Origin of the sequence: Pseudomonas nitroreducens TX1, from assembly GCF_000313755.1 — a bacterium.
Lineage (GTDB): Bacteria > Pseudomonadota > Gammaproteobacteria > Pseudomonadales > Pseudomonadaceae > Pseudomonas > Pseudomonas nitroreducens_A.
Map to the genome: position 1 here is coordinate 139,410 of NZ_AMZB01000133.1, position 15,880 is coordinate 155,289.

The 15,880-nt window shown below is 63.8% G+C and carries 14 protein-coding genes; 12 read left to right on the forward strand and 2 right to left on the reverse strand.

Annotated elements, in window-relative coordinates; translation table 11 throughout:
• The first annotated feature begins 8 nt into the window (after positions 1-8).
• The 12 genes from fabZ (at position 9) to ispD (ending at position 14,199) form a co-directional block, all read left to right on the forward strand.
• On the forward strand, positions 9-449 hold the full coding sequence (fabZ, locus tag C167_RS0125705) for a 3-hydroxyacyl-ACP dehydratase FabZ (protein WP_017521190.1): 441 nt from the start codon (positions 9-11) through the stop codon (positions 447-449).
• Complete coding sequence (gene lpxA, locus C167_RS0125710) at positions 446-1,222, forward strand: acyl-ACP--UDP-N-acetylglucosamine O-acyltransferase (protein WP_017521191.1); 777 nt, start codon at positions 446-448, stop codon at positions 1,220-1,222. Before fabZ ends, lpxA begins: the two co-directional genes overlap by 4 nt.
• A gap of 2 nt (positions 1,223-1,224) precedes the next feature.
• Complete coding sequence (lpxB, locus tag C167_RS0125715) at positions 1,225-2,367, forward strand: lipid-A-disaccharide synthase (RefSeq protein ID WP_017521192.1); 1,143 nt, start codon at positions 1,225-1,227, stop codon at positions 2,365-2,367.
• On the forward strand, positions 2,367-2,978 hold the full coding sequence (gene rnhB, locus C167_RS0125720) for a ribonuclease HII (RefSeq protein ID WP_017521193.1): 612 nt from the start codon (positions 2,367-2,369) through the stop codon (positions 2,976-2,978). The genes lpxB and rnhB overlap by 1 nt, the downstream gene beginning before the upstream one ends.
• A gap of 153 nt (positions 2,979-3,131) precedes the next feature.
• Positions 3,132-6,662: a DNA polymerase III subunit alpha gene (dnaE, locus tag C167_RS0125725; RefSeq protein WP_017521194.1), complete on the forward strand. Its 3,531-nt coding sequence runs from the start codon at positions 3,132-3,134 to the stop codon at positions 6,660-6,662.
• Between the two features lie 114 nt (positions 6,663-6,776).
• Positions 6,777-7,727 (forward strand): acetyl-CoA carboxylase carboxyl transferase subunit alpha, encoded by a 951-nt coding sequence (gene accA / locus C167_RS0125730; RefSeq protein ID WP_017521195.1) that lies wholly within the window; start codon positions 6,777-6,779, stop codon positions 7,725-7,727.
• 69 nt (positions 7,728-7,796) lie between these two features.
• Entirely contained in the window at positions 7,797-9,116 is a 1,320-nt protein-coding gene (gene tilS, locus C167_RS0125735; protein WP_017521196.1) for a tRNA lysidine(34) synthetase TilS, read from the forward strand.
• A gap of 171 nt (positions 9,117-9,287) precedes the next feature.
• Positions 9,288-10,916: a CTP synthase gene (locus C167_RS0125740; RefSeq protein ID WP_026079282.1), complete on the forward strand. Its 1,629-nt coding sequence runs from the start codon at positions 9,288-9,290 to the stop codon at positions 10,914-10,916.
• Between the two features lie 2 nt (positions 10,917-10,918).
• Positions 10,919-11,764 carry a 3-deoxy-8-phosphooctulonate synthase gene (kdsA, locus tag C167_RS0125745; protein WP_017521198.1) on the forward strand — a complete coding sequence of 282 codons (846 nt, stop codon included), beginning with the start codon at positions 10,919-10,921 and terminating at the stop codon, positions 11,762-11,764.
• Between the two features lie 104 nt (positions 11,765-11,868).
• The gene (eno, locus tag C167_RS0125750) at positions 11,869-13,158 is read left to right on the forward strand and encodes a phosphopyruvate hydratase (protein ID WP_017521199.1); all 1,290 of its coding nucleotides are present in this window, start codon (positions 11,869-11,871) and stop codon (positions 13,156-13,158) included.
• Positions 13,159-13,219: 61 nt separating this feature from the next.
• The gene (gene ftsB, locus C167_RS0125755; RefSeq protein WP_017521200.1) at positions 13,220-13,504 is read left to right on the forward strand and encodes a cell division protein FtsB; all 285 of its coding nucleotides are present in this window, start codon (positions 13,220-13,222) and stop codon (positions 13,502-13,504) included.
• Positions 13,501-14,199 carry a 2-C-methyl-D-erythritol 4-phosphate cytidylyltransferase gene (ispD, locus tag C167_RS0125760; RefSeq protein WP_017521201.1) on the forward strand — a complete coding sequence of 233 codons (699 nt, stop codon included), beginning with the start codon at positions 13,501-13,503 and terminating at the stop codon, positions 14,197-14,199. Before ftsB ends, ispD begins: the two co-directional genes overlap by 4 nt.
• 194 nt (positions 14,200-14,393) lie before the next feature.
• On the opposite strand, the gene yedF is transcribed toward ispD, so the two are convergent.
• Both yedF and yedE read right to left on the reverse strand, forming a co-directional pair.
• Positions 14,394-14,642, reverse strand: coding sequence for a sulfurtransferase-like selenium metabolism protein YedF (gene yedF, locus C167_RS0125765; RefSeq protein ID WP_017521202.1), 249 nt, complete (start codon positions 14,640-14,642; stop codon positions 14,394-14,396).
• Positions 14,608-15,834, reverse strand: coding sequence for a selenium metabolism membrane protein YedE/FdhT (yedE, locus tag C167_RS0125770; RefSeq protein ID WP_017521203.1), 1,227 nt, complete (start codon positions 15,832-15,834; stop codon positions 14,608-14,610). The genes yedF and yedE overlap by 35 nt, the downstream gene beginning before the upstream one ends.
• Positions 15,835-15,880 lie beyond the last annotated feature (46 nt).

Consider the following 15,880-nt stretch of genomic DNA (forward strand, 5'->3'; position numbering starts at 1 on the left):
CCCTGAACATGATGGACATCAACGAGATTCGCGAATACCTGCCTCATCGCTACCCTTTCCTGCTGGTGGATCGGGTGGTGGAGCTGGACATTGAAGGCAAGCGCATTCGCGCCTACAAGAATGTCAGCATCAATGAGCCGTTCTTCAATGGCCACTTCCCGCAGCATCCGATCATGCCGGGTGTGCTGATCATCGAAGCCATGGCCCAGGCGGCCGGTATCCTTGGCTTCAAGATGCTCGACGTGAAGCCGGCCGACGGTACGCTCTACTACTTCGTCGGTTCCGACAAGTTGCGCTTCCGTCAGCCGGTGCTGCCGGGTGACCAGCTGCAGCTCAACGCCCAGTTCATCAGCGTCAAGCGCGGCATCTGGAAGTTCGACTGCCACGCTACCGTCGATGACAAGGCGGTATGCTCGGCCGAAATCATCTGTGCGGAACGCAAACTATGAGTTTGATCGATCCTCGCGCCATCATCGACCCGCGCGCAAGGCTGGCTGACGACGTAGAAGTGGGCCCCTGGTCCATGGTCGGGCCGGATGTGGAGATCGGCGAAGGTACGGTGATCGGTCCGCACGTGGTGGTCAAAGGCCCCACGAAGATCGGTAAGCACAACAGGATTTTCCAGTTCTCCAGTGTCGGCGAGGACACTCCCGACCTGAAGTACAAGGGCGAACCGACCCGCCTGGTGATCGGCGACCACAACGTGATCCGCGAGGGTGTGACCATCCATCGCGGCACCATCCAGGATCGCTCGGAAACCACCATCGGCGACCACAACCTGTTCATGGCCTACGTTCACGTCGGGCATGACAGTGTGATCGGCAACCATTGCATCCTCGTGAACAACACCGCCTTGGCCGGTCATGTTCATGTGGATGACTGGGCCATCCTCTCCGGCTATACCCTGGTGCACCAGTTCTGCCGCATCGGCGCTCACGCCTTCTCGGGCATGGGAACCACCATCGGCAAGGATGTACCGGCCTATGTCACTGTCTTCGGCAACCCTGCCGAGGCCCGTAGCATGAACTTCGAGGGCCTGCGCCGCCGTGGGTTCAGCACCGAGTCGATCCAGGCACTGCGCCGGGCCTACAAGGTGGTCTACCGCCAGGGGCTGACGGTGGACGAGGCGCTGGCGGAGTTGGTCGAAGCTTCCGAGCAATTCCCGGAAGTCGCGGTGTTCCGCGATTCCATCCAGAGCTCCACCCGCGGCATCACCCGCTGACCATGCAACCGACCGCACGCAAGCTGCGCGTCGCCCTGGTCGCGGGCGAGGCGTCCGGCGATATCCTCGGCTCCGGCCTCATGCAGGCACTCAAGCAGCGCCATCCCGATATCGAGTTCATCGGTGTCGGCGGACCGCGCATGCAGGCCGAAGGGCTGCAATCGCATTTCCCGATGGAGCGCCTGGCCGTCATGGGTCTGGTGGAAGTCCTCGGTCGGCTGCGCGAATTGCTGCGCCGGCGCAAGGATCTGGTGCGGATGCTGATCGCCGCCAAACCGGACGTGTTCATCGGCATCGACGCGCCGGATTTCAACCTGAACATCGAATTGAAGCTGCGCCGTGCAGGCATTCGTACGGTGCACTACGTCAGTCCCTCGGTCTGGGCCTGGCGGCAGAAACGCGTCCTGAAGATCAAGCAAGCCTGCGACCTGATGCTCGCACTCTTTCCCTTCGAGGCGCGCTTCTACGAAGAGCATGCGGTGCCCGTGCGTTTCGTCGGGCATCCGCTGGCCAACACCATCCCGCTTGAAGCCGATCGCATCGGTGCGCGTGAGCGTCTCGGCCTGCCGCAGGATGCCTGCGTCGTTGCGCTGCTGCCGGGTAGCCGCGGCGGGGAGGTCGGCAAGCTCGGTGCGTTGTTCCTCGATACCGCCCAGCGCCTGCTTCAGGAGCGCCCTGAGCTGCGCTTCGTGCTGCCGTGCGCGAGCCCCGAACGCCGTGTGCAGATCGAAGAAATGCTCGCCGGGCGCGATCTGCCAGTGCAACTGCTCGACGGTGCGTCCCATGAAGCGCTCGCCGCCTGCAACGCCGTGCTGATCGCCTCCGGCACCGCCACGCTGGAGGCGCTGCTGTACAAGCGGCCGATGGTCGTCGCCTACAAGGTGGCACCCATGACCTATCGCATCCTCAAGCGCCTGGTGAAAAGCCCGTATATCTCGTTGCCGAACCTCCTGGCTGGCCGTCTGCTGGTGCCGGAGCTGATTCAGGATGCGGCTACCCCCGAGGCGCTCGGCGCAACCTTGTTGCCACTGCTGGATGATGGCAGCGTGCAGACGGAATCCTTCGACGCCATCCATCGCGCCCTGCGCCAGGATGCGTCCGCGCAGGCCGCCGAAGCGGTACTCGCACTGGTGGAGAAACGCTGATGCAGATGGGCCTGGATTTCACCCTGGTGGAAGAACTGGTTGCAGGCGTCGATGAAGTCGGTCGCGGGCCGTTGTGCGGTCCTGTCGTCACAGCGGCGGTGATCCTCGATCCCGCGCGTCCGATCCAGGGGCTGAACGACTCCAAGAAACTCACCGAAGCCAAGCGTGAAAAACTCTTCGACGAGATTCGCGAGAAAGCCCTGGCCTGGTTCATTGCCCGTGCGGACGTGCATGAGATCGACCAGCTCAATATCCTCCATGCCACCATGCTGGCCATGCAGCGTGCCGTGGAGGGGTTAAGTGTTACGCCGAAACTGGCGCTGATCGATGGCAACCGCTGCCCGAAATTGAAGGTACCGGCCGCACCGGTGGTGCAGGGCGACGCTAAGGTCCCTGCTATTGCCGCAGCCTCGATCCTGGCCAAGGTGAGCCGCGACCGTGAAATGCAGGAAATGGAAGCGCTGTACCCCGGCTACGGGATTGGCGGTCACAAGGGCTATCCGACTCCTGTGCACCTGGAAGCTCTCAAGCGCCTCGGTCCGACACCCATCCATCGGCGCTCCTTCGGTCCGGTGCGCGATCTGCTGGAAAACCCCGCGGGTATCCTGTAACACCCTGTTATTACTCTGTATTCCTTCGGGCCAGCGAGCCGCCGGCGACTTCAATCACCCGGTGCGACGGCTGGCCCATTGATCCCTGTAGCTTTACCGACAGCCCCGGTACAATCCGGGGCTTGCCGTTTTTCGCGTTTGCCAAGGACCACCATGACCGCCACCTTCGTTCACCTGCGTCTGCACACCGAATTCTCCCTGGTCGACGGTCTGGTGCGGGTCAAGCCGCTGATCAAGGCGGTCGGCGCGGCGGGCATGCCGGCGGTGGCGGTGACCGACCTGAGCAACATGTGCTCGCTGGTGAAGTTCTACAAGACGGCCATGGGCGGCGGCATCAAGCCGATCTGCGGCGCCGACATCTGGCTGGCCAACCGCGACGAGGACGGCCCGCTGACGCGCCTGACTCTGTTGGCGATGAACGCCAAGGGCTATCGCAACCTCACCGAGCTGATTTCCCGTGGTTGGCAGGAAGGCCAGCGCAATGGCGAGATCATCATCGAGCGGCAGTGGGTCAAGGAAGCGGCTGAAGGTCTGATCGCGCTGTCCGGCTCCAAGGAAGGCGAGATCGGCATGGCGCTGCTGGAGGGTGACGATGCCCTGGCGGATTCGCTGCTGGCCGAGTGGCTGGACGTGTTCCCGGACCGTTTCTACCTGGACATCCAGCGCACCAACCGCGTCAACGATGAAGAACACGTGCATGCCGCCGTGGCATTGGCTGGGCGCAGTGGTGCGCCGCTGGTGGCAACCAACGACGTGCGTTTCATCAAGGAAGCGGACTTCGAGGCCCACGAGACCCGCGTGTGCATCGGCGAAGGCCGCGCCCTGGATGACCCGCGCCGCTCGCGCAACTATTCCGACCAGCAATACCTGAAAAGCCCGGAAGAAATGGCCGAGCTGTTCAGCGATATTCCCGAAGCACTGCAAAACTCCGTCGAGATCGCCAAGCGCTGCAATATCGAGGTGCAGCTGGGCAAATACTTCCTGCCCAACTTCCCGATTCCCTACGACGACATGGACATCAACCAGTACCTGCGCCATGTCTCTTACGAGGGGCTGGAGGAGCGTCTGGCGGTGCTCTGGCCGAAGGAAACCACGCCGAACTACGAAGAAAAACGGCAGGTGTACGTCGACCGCCTGGAGTTCGAACTGGGCACCATCATCCAGATGGGCTTCCCCGGCTACTTCCTGATCGTGATGGACTTCATCAAGTGGGCCAAGAACAACGGTGTGCCGGTTGGCCCTGGCCGGGGTTCGGGTGCCGGCTCGCTGGTCGCCTACGTGCTGAAGATTACCGACCTCGACCCGCTGGCCTATGACCTGCTGTTCGAACGTTTCCTCAACCCCGAACGTATTTCCATGCCCGACTTCGACGTCGACTTCTGCATGGAAGGCCGCGACCGGGTGATCGACTACGTGGCGGGCGCCTACGGCCGCAACGCGGTGAGCCAGATCATCACCTTCGGCTCGATGGCCGCGAAGGCAGTGGTTCGCGACGTGGCGCGGGTACAGGGCAAGTCCTACGGCCTGGCCGACAAGCTGTCGAAGATGATTCCCTTCGAAGTGGGCATGACCCTGGAGAAGGCCTTCGAGCAGGAAGAAATGCTCCGCGACTTCCTCAAGTCCGACGAGGAAGCCCAGGAAATCTGGGACATGGCGCTCAAGCTCGAAGGCGTCACCCGCGGAACCGGCAAGCACGCCGGTGGCGTGGTGATCGCGCCGACCAAGCTGACCGACTTCGCGCCCATCGCCTGTGACGAAGAGGGCGCCGGCCTGGTGACCCAGTTCGACAAGGACGACGTGGAAGCTGCGGGCCTTGTGAAGTTCGACTTCCTCGGTCTGCGTACCCTGACCATCATCAAGTGGGCGATGGAGATCATCCATCGCATCCAGCGCAAGAACGGCGAGACCGAGCTGGTCGACATCGACCGCATCCCGCTGGACGACAAGAAGACCTACGACCTGCTGCAGAAAGCGGAGACCACCGCGGTATTCCAGCTTGAATCGCGTGGCATGAAGGAGCTGATCAAGAAGCTCAAGCCGGACTGCCTGGAAGACCTCATCGCACTGGTGGCACTGTTCCGCCCGGGCCCCCTGCAATCGGGCATGGTGGACGACTTCATCAACCGTAAGCACGGCCGCGAAGAGATTTCCTACCCCCACCCGGACTACCAGTACGCTGGCCTGGAACCCGTGCTCAAGCCCACCTACGGCATCATCCTGTACCAGGAGCAGGTGATGCAGATCGCCCAGGTGATGGCGGGCTACAGCCTCGGCGGCGCGGACATGCTGCGTCGCGCCATGGGCAAGAAGAAACCCGAGGAAATGGCCAAGCAGCGCGGCGGCTTCATCGAAGGTTGCGCCGGCAATGGCATCGACGCCAACCTCGCGGGCAACATCTTCGACCTGGTGGAAAAGTTCGCCGGCTACGGCTTCAACAAGTCCCACTCGGCCGCCTACGGCCTGGTGTCGTACCAGACCGCCTGGCTGAAGACCCACTGGAAAGCTCCGTTCATGGCTGCGGTACTCACCGCGGATATGCAGAACACCGACAAGGTGGTGACGCTCATCGAAGAGTGCCGCCACATGAAGCTGCGCATTCTCGCGCCGGACGTGAACAACTCCGAGTTCCGCTTCACCGTGGATGACGAGGGCCAGATCGTCTACGGGCTGGGTGCGATCAAGGGCGTCGGCGAGGGCCCGGTGGAAGCCATCACCGAGTGCCGCAATGAAGGCGGGCCGTTCAAGAACCTGTTCGACTTCTGCGATCGCATCGACCTCAAGCGCGTCAACAAGCGCACGCTGGAGGCGCTGATCCGCGCCGGTGCGCTGGACCGCCTCGGCCCGCACTTCCATGAAGAGCAGAAGGCCTACCACGCCCACGTCGACATCAACCGCGCCGTGCTGCTGGCGTCCATGGAAGAGGCCGTCAAGGCCGCCGAGCAGACCTCGCGCAGCCATGACAGCGGCCACATGGACCTGTTCGGCGGCGTCTTCGCCGAGCCCGAGGCGGACGTCTACGCCAACCATCGCAAGGTCAAGGAGCTCAACCTCAAGGAGCGCCTGAAAGGCGAGAAGGACACCCTCGGCCTGTATCTGACCGGCCACCCCATCGATGAATACGAAGGCGAGGTGCGACGTTTTGCCCGTCAGCGCATCGTCGAGCTGAAGCCGGCGCGTGATACCCAGACCGTCGCCGGCCTGATCGTCAACCTGCGGGTGATGAAGAACAAGCGCGGCGACAAGATGGGCTTCGTCACCCTGGATGACCGCTCCGGGCGTATCGAGGCCTCGTTGTTCGCCGAGGCCTTCGCTGCCAACCAGGCGCTGTTGCAGACCGACGCGCTGGTGGTGATCGAAGGCGAAGTCAGCCAGGATGATTTTTCCGGCGGCCTGCGTCTGCGCGCCAAGCGTGTGATGGGCTTGGAAGAGGCTCGCACCTCGCTGGCGGAGAGCCTGCGAGTGCGCGTCCACGCCGATGCGCTCAAGGGCGACCGCCTGCGCTGGCTGGCCGAACTGTGCACCCGTCACCGTGGCAGTTGTCCGGTCACCGTCGACTACAGTGGCGAGCAGGCGCGCGCCCTGCTGCAGTTCGGTGAGCAGTGGCGTATCGACCCGGCAGACAACCTGATTCAAGCGCTGCGTGACCAGTTCGGTCGCGACAACGTCTTCCTGAACTACCGCTAGCGAGGCCGGTGGCCCAAGGCCGCCCGCCCGCCAGTCTCGACCCTCGGCGCCCGATACCGTAAGGTAGGGCGCCTACGGACCAGGCCCAGCCGCCAACAGAACGACGGATAGCCCATGAACCCGAATTTTCTCGATTTCGAACAGCCCATTGCCGACCTGCACGCCAAGATCGAAGAGCTGCGCCTGGTCGGTAACGACAACGCCCTGAACATCACCGACGAGATCTCCCGTCTGCAGGAGAAGAGCAAGGCGCTGACCGAGAACATCTTCGGCAACCTGTCCAGCTGGCAGATCGCCCAGCTTGCGCGCCATCCTCGTCGCCCCTACACCCTGGACTACATCGAGCACATCTTCACCGAGTTCGAAGAGCTGCACGGCGATCGTCATTTCGCCGATGACGCGGCCATCGTCGGTGGCGTTGCCCGCCTGGAAGACCAGCCGGTGATGATCATCGGCCACCAGAAGGGACGCGAAGTGCGCGAGAAGGTACGCCGCAACTTCGGCATGCCGCGTCCGGAAGGCTACCGCAAGGCTTGCCGCCTGATGGAAATGGCCGAACGCTTCAAGATGCCGATCCTGACCTTCATCGACACCCCCGGCGCCTACCCGGGTATCGACGCCGAAGAGCGAGGCCAGAGCGAGGCCATTGCCTGGAACCTGCGTGTCATGGCGCGCCTGAAGACCCCGATCATCGCCACCGTGATTGGCGAAGGTGGCTCCGGCGGTGCACTGGCCATCGGGGTGTGCGACCAGTTGAACATGCTGCAGTACTCCACTTACGCGGTGATCTCGCCCGAAGGTTGCGCCTCGATCCTCTGGCGTACCGCCGAGAAGGCTCCGGAAGCGGCCGAAGCCATGGGCATCACCGCCAACCGCCTGAAGGACCTGGGTATCGTCGACAACGTCATCCCCGAGCCGTTGGGCAGCGCCCACCGCGATCCGGCCGCCATGGCCGAGACCATTCGCAACGCCCTGCTCGGCCAGCTCGATACGCTGAACCAGTTGAGCACCGAAGAACTCCTCGCGCGCCGCTACGAGCGCCTGATGAGCTACGGCGTCGCCTGATCGACGCCTTCGGCGCAGCGCGGGTGACGAGGTATCCTTGCCTCGTCCCCGACCCTGCCGGTCTGCGCCATGCCTGCTGAATTCGAATCCCGACTGCTGAATTTCCTCGCGCCCTGGCGCAACGCGCCGGCGTGGCGTGTCGCATTGTCCGGTGGGCTGGATTCCACCGTTCTGCTGCATCTCCTGGTGCAGATCGCCTCTCGCGAGGCCTTGCCACCCATTTCCGCCATTCATGTGCACCATGGCCTGCAAGCTGTTGGTGATGCCTGGCCGGAACACTGCCAGCACTTCTGCGACTCCCTCGGCGTGCCGATGCGGGTGGAGCGCGTGCAGGTCGATGACGGTGCGAGCCTGGAGCGCGCCGCGCGCGAGGCGCGGTATACGGCTTTCGCCGAGACGCTGGGGGAGGGCGAATGCCTGATGACCGGCCAGCACCGGGACGATCAGGCGGAGACCGTTCTGTTCCGGTTGTTCCGTGGTGCCGGGGTGCGCGGGCTGTCCGGCATGGCTGCCACCCGTCCGCTCGGTGAGGGAGTGCTGCTGCGTCCCCTGCTCGGCGTCAAGCGTACGGAGTTGGAGCGGTACGCCCGCAGCCATGGACTGAACTGGGTGGAAGACCCATCCAATGCCTGCGACGAGCATGACCGCAACTATCTGCGCCACCGGGTGCTGCCGGGCATCGTCCAGCGCTGGCCCTCGGCTGTCGAAACCATCACCCGCAGCGCTGAGAACCTGGCGGAAGCCGACGGGCTGCTGGGTGAACTGGCGCAGAACGACCTGATTTGCGCCGGTGCCCGCAACGAATACATCGGTATGCAACTGCCCTCGCTGGCCCTCGCTGCGCTGGCGCAACTGAGCGAGCCGCGCCAGCGCAATGCGTTGCGCCACTGGCTGGCTCCGCTGGCACGTTTGCCCGACAGCGCACACTGGGCCGGCTGGCGAGACCTGCGCGATGCCCGCGAAGACGCCGAACCCATCTGGCGTCTCGCCGACGGCGAACTGCGTCGCGCCCATGGCCGGCTGTGGTGGCTGGCCAGTCCGTGGCTTGGTTTCGTACCCGCAAATCAGGGCTGGCGCGACCCTTCGCAAGCGCTTTCTCTGCCAGATAACGGTTCGCTGCGTTTCGAGGGCGAGCCGCCGGGCGGCCCGCTGGAGATTCGCTACAGGCAGGGCGGAGAACTCATGACACTGGTGGGTCGTGGCAGTCGCGATCTCAAGCGACTGCTCAACGAAGCGGCCATTCCGGCCTTCCTGCGCGGCCGTCTGCCGCTGCTCTGGCGAGCCGACGAACTGCTTGGCGTGGCCCTGCTGCCGGACCTTCGGGTGGAGGCGGGGCAGGCCTGGACCCTGCGCTGGACACCTCCGACGAATGACTCGGGTTTGAGCTGATAGCGGCTTTCCGGTAGACTACGCTCCCGTCTTGTACCGCTCCTGTTGATTCGCCTTCGAATCAGTGGGAGTTCGCTATTTTCACGACGAAGTCGTGAGCCGGGTCCTGTACCCGACACCTTCGCTTCCCCGGCGGCCGAGCCGCCTAAACGCTGACATTCAGGGCTTTTCATGACGCGCTACATCTTCGTCACGGGTGGTGTTGTTTCTTCATTGGGGAAAGGCATCGCCTCGGCTTCCTTGGCTGCCATTCTGGAAGCGCGTGGCCTGAAGATCACGATGCTCAAGCTGGACCCCTACATCAACGTCGATCCGGGCACCATGAGCCCGTTCCAGCACGGTGAGGTGTTCGTCACCCACGACGGTGCCGAGACCGACCTCGATCTGGGCCACTACGAGCGTTTCGTTCGTACCACGATGACCCAGAACAACAACTTCACCACCGGCCGCGTCTACATGGACGTGCTGCGCAAGGAGCGTCGTGGTGACTATCTGGGCGCCACCGTGCAGGTGATCCCGCACATCACCGACGAAATCAAGCGTCGCATCATCAAGGGTGCCGGCGATGCCGACGTGGCCCTGGTTGAGGTCGGCGGTACTGTGGGTGACATCGAGTCGCAACCCTTCCTCGAGGCCATCCGCCAGCTGCGCGTGGAGATCGGTTCGCGCCGTGCCATGCTGATGCACCTGACACTGGTCCCGTACATCGCCACCGCTGGCGAGACCAAGACCAAGCCGACCCAGCACTCGGTCAAGGAACTGCGTTCCATCGGCCTGCAGCCGGACATCCTGGTCTGCCGTTCCGACCATCCGGTGGACGTGTCCTCCCGCCGCAAGATCGCCCTCTTCACCAACGTGGAAGAGCGCGCGGTCATTTCGCTGGAAGACGTCGACACCATCTACCGCATTCCGTCTGTCCTGCACGCCCAGGGCGTCGATGATTTCGTCGTCGAGCGCTTTGGCCTCGAGTGCGGCCCGGCCGACCTGTCCGAATGGGACCGTGTGGTCGATGCCAAGCTCAACCCCGAGCGTGAAGTCACCATTGCCATGGTCGGCAAGTACATGGAACTGCTCGACGCCTACAAGTCGCTGATCGAAGCCATGACCCACGCCGGCATCCAGAGCCGCACCAAGGTCAACCTGCGCTACATCGACTCCGAGGACATCGAGCAGCAGGGCACCAGCCTGCTCGAAGGCGCCGACGCCATCCTGGTTCCGGGCGGCTTCGGCCTGCGCGGCGTGGAAGGCAAGATCACCGCCGTGCAGTACGCCCGTGAGAACAAGGTTCCGTACTTGGGCATCTGCCTGGGCATGCAGGTGGCCGTCATCGAATACGCCCGTAACGTGCTGGGCTGGACCGATGCCAACTCCACCGAGTTCGACAAGTCCAGCGGCCACCCGGTCGTCGGCCTGATCACCGAATGGCAGGACGCTACCGGCGCCACCGAAGTGCGCACCGAGGCTTCCGACCTGGGCGGCACCATGCGCCTGGGCGCCCAGGAATGCCTGCTGTCCGCCGGTACCCTGGTGCACGACTGCTATGGCAAGGAAGTCATTGTCGAGCGTCACCGTCACCGCTACGAAGTGAACAACAACCTGCGTCCGCAACTGGAAGCCGCCGGCCTGAAGATTTCCGGTCGCTCCGGCGACGGCGCGCTGGTGGAAGTCGTGGAAGCGCCGGATCACCCTTGGTTCGTGGCTTGCCAGTTCCACCCGGAATTCACTTCCACCCCGCGTGATGGCCACCCGCTGTTCAGCGGCTTCGTCAACGCCGCCCTGAAGCAAGCCGGGAAAGCCTGAACATGACCCAGAAGATCATCCGCGTCGGGGATATCCAGATCGGCAACGACCTGCCGTTCGTGCTGTTCGGCGGCATGAACGTGCTGGAGTCGCGCGATATGGCGATGCAGGTCTGCGAAGAGTACGTGACGGTCACCGAGAAGCTCGGCATTCCTTACGTATTCAAGGCCAGCTTCGACAAGGCCAACCGTTCCTCGATCACCTCGTTCCGTGGTCCGGGCATGGAAGAAGGGCTGAAGATCTTCGAAGAGATCAAGAAGACCTTCAAGGTGCCGGTCATCACCGACGTGCACGAGCCCTACCAGGCCGCTCCGGTGGCCGAGGTCTGCGACATCATCCAGCTGCCGGCCTTCCTGTCCCGGCAGACCGACCTGGTCGTGGCCATGGCCAAGACCCGCGCGGTGATCAACATCAAGAAGGCCCAGTTCCTCGCGCCGCAGGAGATGAAACACATCCTGCGCAAGTGCGAGGAGGCAGGTAACGACCAACTGATCCTCTGCGAGCGTGGCTCATCCTTCGGGTACAACAACCTGGTGGTGGACATGCTCGGCTTCGGCATCATGAAGCAGTTCGAGTATCCGGTGTTCTTCGACGTGACCCATGCCCTGCAGATGCCGGGCGGTCGCGCCGATTCCGCCGGCGGCCGCCGCGCCCAGGTCACCGACCTGGCCAAGGCCGGCATGAGCCAGGGCCTCGCCGGCCTGTTCCTCGAGGCCCATCCGGACCCCGAGCAGGCAAAATGCGACGGACCGTGCGCCCTGCGCCTGAACAAGCTCGAGCCTTTCCTGTCCCAGCTCAAGCAGCTGGACGACCTGGTCAAGAGTTTCCCTACCATCGAGACTGCCTGAGAATCGGCTCGATGCCTGCCGCGCTGAGCACGGCAGGCCATTGAGCCGCTTCCGATGTCTCACCAGCCGCCCCGTTTATCTCTATCTTCGGAGTGTTATCAAGAATGGCAAAGATCGTCGACATCAAGGGCCGTGAGGTCCTGGACTCCCGCGGCAACCCGACCGTTGAAGCGGACGTGATCCTGGACAACGGCATCGTCGGCAGCGCCTGCGCCCCGTCCGGTGCATCCACCGGTTCCCGCGAGGCTCTCGAACTGCGCGATGGCGACAAGAGCCGTTACCTGGGCAAGGGTGTGCTGAAGGCCGTGGCCAACATCAACGGCCCGATCCGCGACTTGCTGCTGGGCAAGGACGCGGCTGACCAGAAAGGTCTGGATCACGCGATGATCGACCTCGACGGTACCGAGAACAAAGGCAAGCTGGGCGCCAACGCCATCCTGGCCGTGTCCCTGGCCGCCGCCAAGGCTGCCGCTCAGGCCAAGGGCGTGCCGCTGTACGTGCACATCGCCGATCTGAACGGCACCCCGGGCCAATACTCCATGCCGGTTCCGATGATGAACATCATCAACGGCGGCGAGCACGCCGATAATAACGTTGATATCCAGGAGTTCATGGTTCAGCCGGTGGGCGCCAAGAACTTCGCCGACGCCCTGCGCATGGGCGCCGAAATCTTCCATCACCTCAAAGCCGTGCTGAAGGCCCGTGGCCTGAACACCGCCGTGGGTGACGAAGGTGGCTTCGCGCCGAACCTGGCTTCCAACGAAGACGCCCTGGCCGCCATCGCCGAAGCCGTCGCCAACGCCGGCTACAAGCTGGGCGAAGATGTGACCCTGGCCCTGGACTGCGCTTCCTCCGAGTTCTTCAAGGACGGCCAGTACGACCTGGAAGGCGAAGGCAAGGTGTTCAGTGCCGAAGGTTTCGCCGACTACCTGGCCGGCCTGACCCAGCGCTACCCGATCATCTCCATCGAAGACGGCATGGACGAGTCCGACTGGGCTGGCTGGAAAGTCCTGACCGACAAGATCGGTGAGAAGGTGCAGCTGGTCGGTGACGACCTGTTCGTGACCAACACCAAGATCCTCAAGCGCGGCATCGAAGAGAAGATCGGCAACTCGATCCTGATCAAGTTCAACCAGATCGGCTCGCTGACCGAGACCCTGGAAGCCATCCAGATGGCCAAGGCCGCCGGCTTCACCGCGGTGATCTCGCACCGTTCGGGCGAAACCGAGGACAGCACCATCGCTGACCTGGCCGTCGGCACCGCCGCTGGTCAGATCAAGACCGGCTCCCTGTGCCGCTCCGACCGCGTTTCCAAGTACAACCAGCTGCTGCGCATCGAAGAGCAGCTGGGCGCCAAGGCGCCGTACCGTGGTCGCGCGGAATTCCGCGGCTGATCCGAGTCTGGTACGGTGAAGGGGTGGCAGGAGCCACCCCTTTGCATATGGAGCTGATGGTTTGAGGTTACGTAGCCCTTACTGGCTGTTCGTCGTGCTGATCCTGGCGCTGGCCGGCTTGCAGTATCGCCTGTGGGTTGGCGATGGCAGCCTGGCGCAGGTGCGCGACCTGCAGAAGCAGATTGCCGACCAGCAGGGCGAGAATGAGCGCCTGCTCGAGCGTAACCGCATCCTCGAGGCGGAAGTCGCCGAGCTCAAGAAAGGCACCGAGACGGTCGAGGAGCGTGCCCGCCACGAACTCGGCATGGTCAAGGACAAGGAAACCCTCTACCAGCTCGCGCAATGACCACTCCCGCCTTCTGGGCCGTGATCCCGGCCGCCGGCATCGGTTCGCGGATGCGCGCCGACCGCCCCAAGCAATACCTCGACCTCGCCGGTCGCAGCATTCTCGAACGCACCCTCGATTGCTTCCTTGGCCATCCCAGGCTCAAGGGCCTGGTGGTGTGCCTGGCTGCCGACGACCCCTGGTGGCCGACCCTGCCGAGCGCTTCCAACGAGCTGATCCAGCGTGCCGAAGGTGGCCGCGAGCGCGCCGACTCCGTGCTCAATGGCCTGCTGCGCCTGGCTGAGCTGGGCGCTGGCAGCGACGACTGGGTGCTGGTGCACGACGCCGCCCGGCCGAACCTGGCCCGTGCGGATCTGGATCGCTTGTTGGGCGAGTTGGAATTCGACGCCGTGGGTGGCCTGCTGGGCGTGCCCGCGCGGGATACCCTGAAGCGCGTCGGCGCTGACGGCCGAGTGGTGGAAACCATCGACCGCAGCGTGGTCTGGCAGGCCTATACCCCGCAGATGTTCCGCCTGGGCGCGCTGCACCGTGCGCTCGCCGATGCGCTGGTGGCCGACGCGGCCATCACCGACGAGGCTTCGGCCATGGAGTGGGCGGGCTACAAGCCGCGCATGGTGGAAGGGCGGGTGGACAACATCAAGGTCACTACCCCGGAAGACCTGCAACGCCTGCAGCGCAACTTCGCCAAGCACTGATCCTGTATCCCTGTAGGAGCGAGCTTGCTCGCGAACAAAGTTTCCGGCGACTTCAGTGCTGGGCAGGTTCGCGAGCAAGCTCGCTCCTACAGGCTGCGCGCCGGGCTGGGCCGTAGGAGCGGACTTTGTCCGCGATTGGCTTCCGGCGCGATTCGGGCTCATCGCGGACGGAGTCCGCTCCTGCAAAAGCAGCCTCAGCCCAGCATCGGCACCTCGATCAGGAAACGGAACAACGCCCCATGCTGCTCCACCGCCAGGCAATGGTAGCCGTGGCGCTTCGTGTCTTCCGGAATGCCATGCACCGACTGTGAGCAGTCGGTGATCACCTCCAGCAGGTCGCCCGGCTTGAGGGTCTCCAGGGTTTCCAAGGTGGCGATGGCGTTATACGGGCAATGTTCGCCGCGCAGATCAAGCGACAGCGTCGGCGTCTTGGTGTCGGGCATCGGTGGTTTTCCGTTTGCGAGTGAAGCGTTGCGCGTTGAGTTGCACCAGCAGCATGCACAGGGCCAGGCCGGCGAAGGTGATCAGCAGCCCGCCGCCAGGACCGAACTCCTGCAGCAGGTTGAGTTTCGGATAGGGCAGGGCGAGGCGGGTGCCGAGCTCGTCCCAGTACACCGCGACCAGGGTGCCGCCTATCACGTTGCCGACGCCGACCACCCAGAAGTGCACCTGACCTTCCATCGAACGGTACATCCAGCCGGTCTCGCAACCGCCGGCCAGGACGATGCCGATGCCGAACAGCACGCCGCCGATCACGGCATTGGGGCCCATCCAGAAAATCTTTGGCGGCAGGCCGTTGTGGATTGCGGCAAAGGTGCCGATGCAGGCAGCGGCCATGCCCAGCAGGATGCCCAGCGCGGCCTGGGTCCGGCCGGTGGTCCAGAGGTCGCGGGCGGCGCTGGTGAAGCAGATCTGCGCGCGCTCGATCAGGCCACCGAACAGCAGGCCGAACAGGCAGGCCATGCCCAGCACCAGGGAGACTTCGAAGCGCCAGGCAGCGAACAGCGCAGCGATGGCCAGTACGCCCATGCCCAGGCGCCATTGCAGCTTGGCGCGGCGAGCGAGAGACCCGGCGCTCGGCAGGGCTGCGGCCTTGCCGCCGACCTTCAGCGGAATGCGCAGGAACGGCAGCAGGCTGATCTTCACGCCAAGCCAGGCGCCAATGACAGTGGAGAACATGAAGGCCCAGGCATGTACCGAGAACATCGGAATGCCGGTGAAAAAAGCCGCCAGGTTGCAGCCCATCGCCAGGCGCGCACCGAAGCCGGCGATCACCCCGCCGATCAGGCCCTGCAGCAGGCGACGCTTGCTGGTTGGCCAGCGCAGGCTGACGTTGCCGGCCCAGAGCGCACAAACCAGAGCGCCGAGGAACATGCCGATGATCATCACGCCATCAATACGGTCAAGCGGCGTGCCTTGCAGGCCGATGATCTTGAAGTAGCTCCACTGCTGCGGCTGCAGGCCGAACCAGGACAGTACGTGGCCGCCCCAGCGGGTGAACTCGCCGGTAACTGCCCAGAAAGTGCCGGTCATGGCGAAGTAATAGGCGGAGATGACGCCCAGGGCGACCAATGTTGGCAATGGCGACCAGAAACGCAGCAGAAAGCGCTCGCGGAATGAAGAAAGGGCTGACATCTCGTCGTCCTTGATCCGAAGGATGGGAAGCCGCCCATTCTAGCTG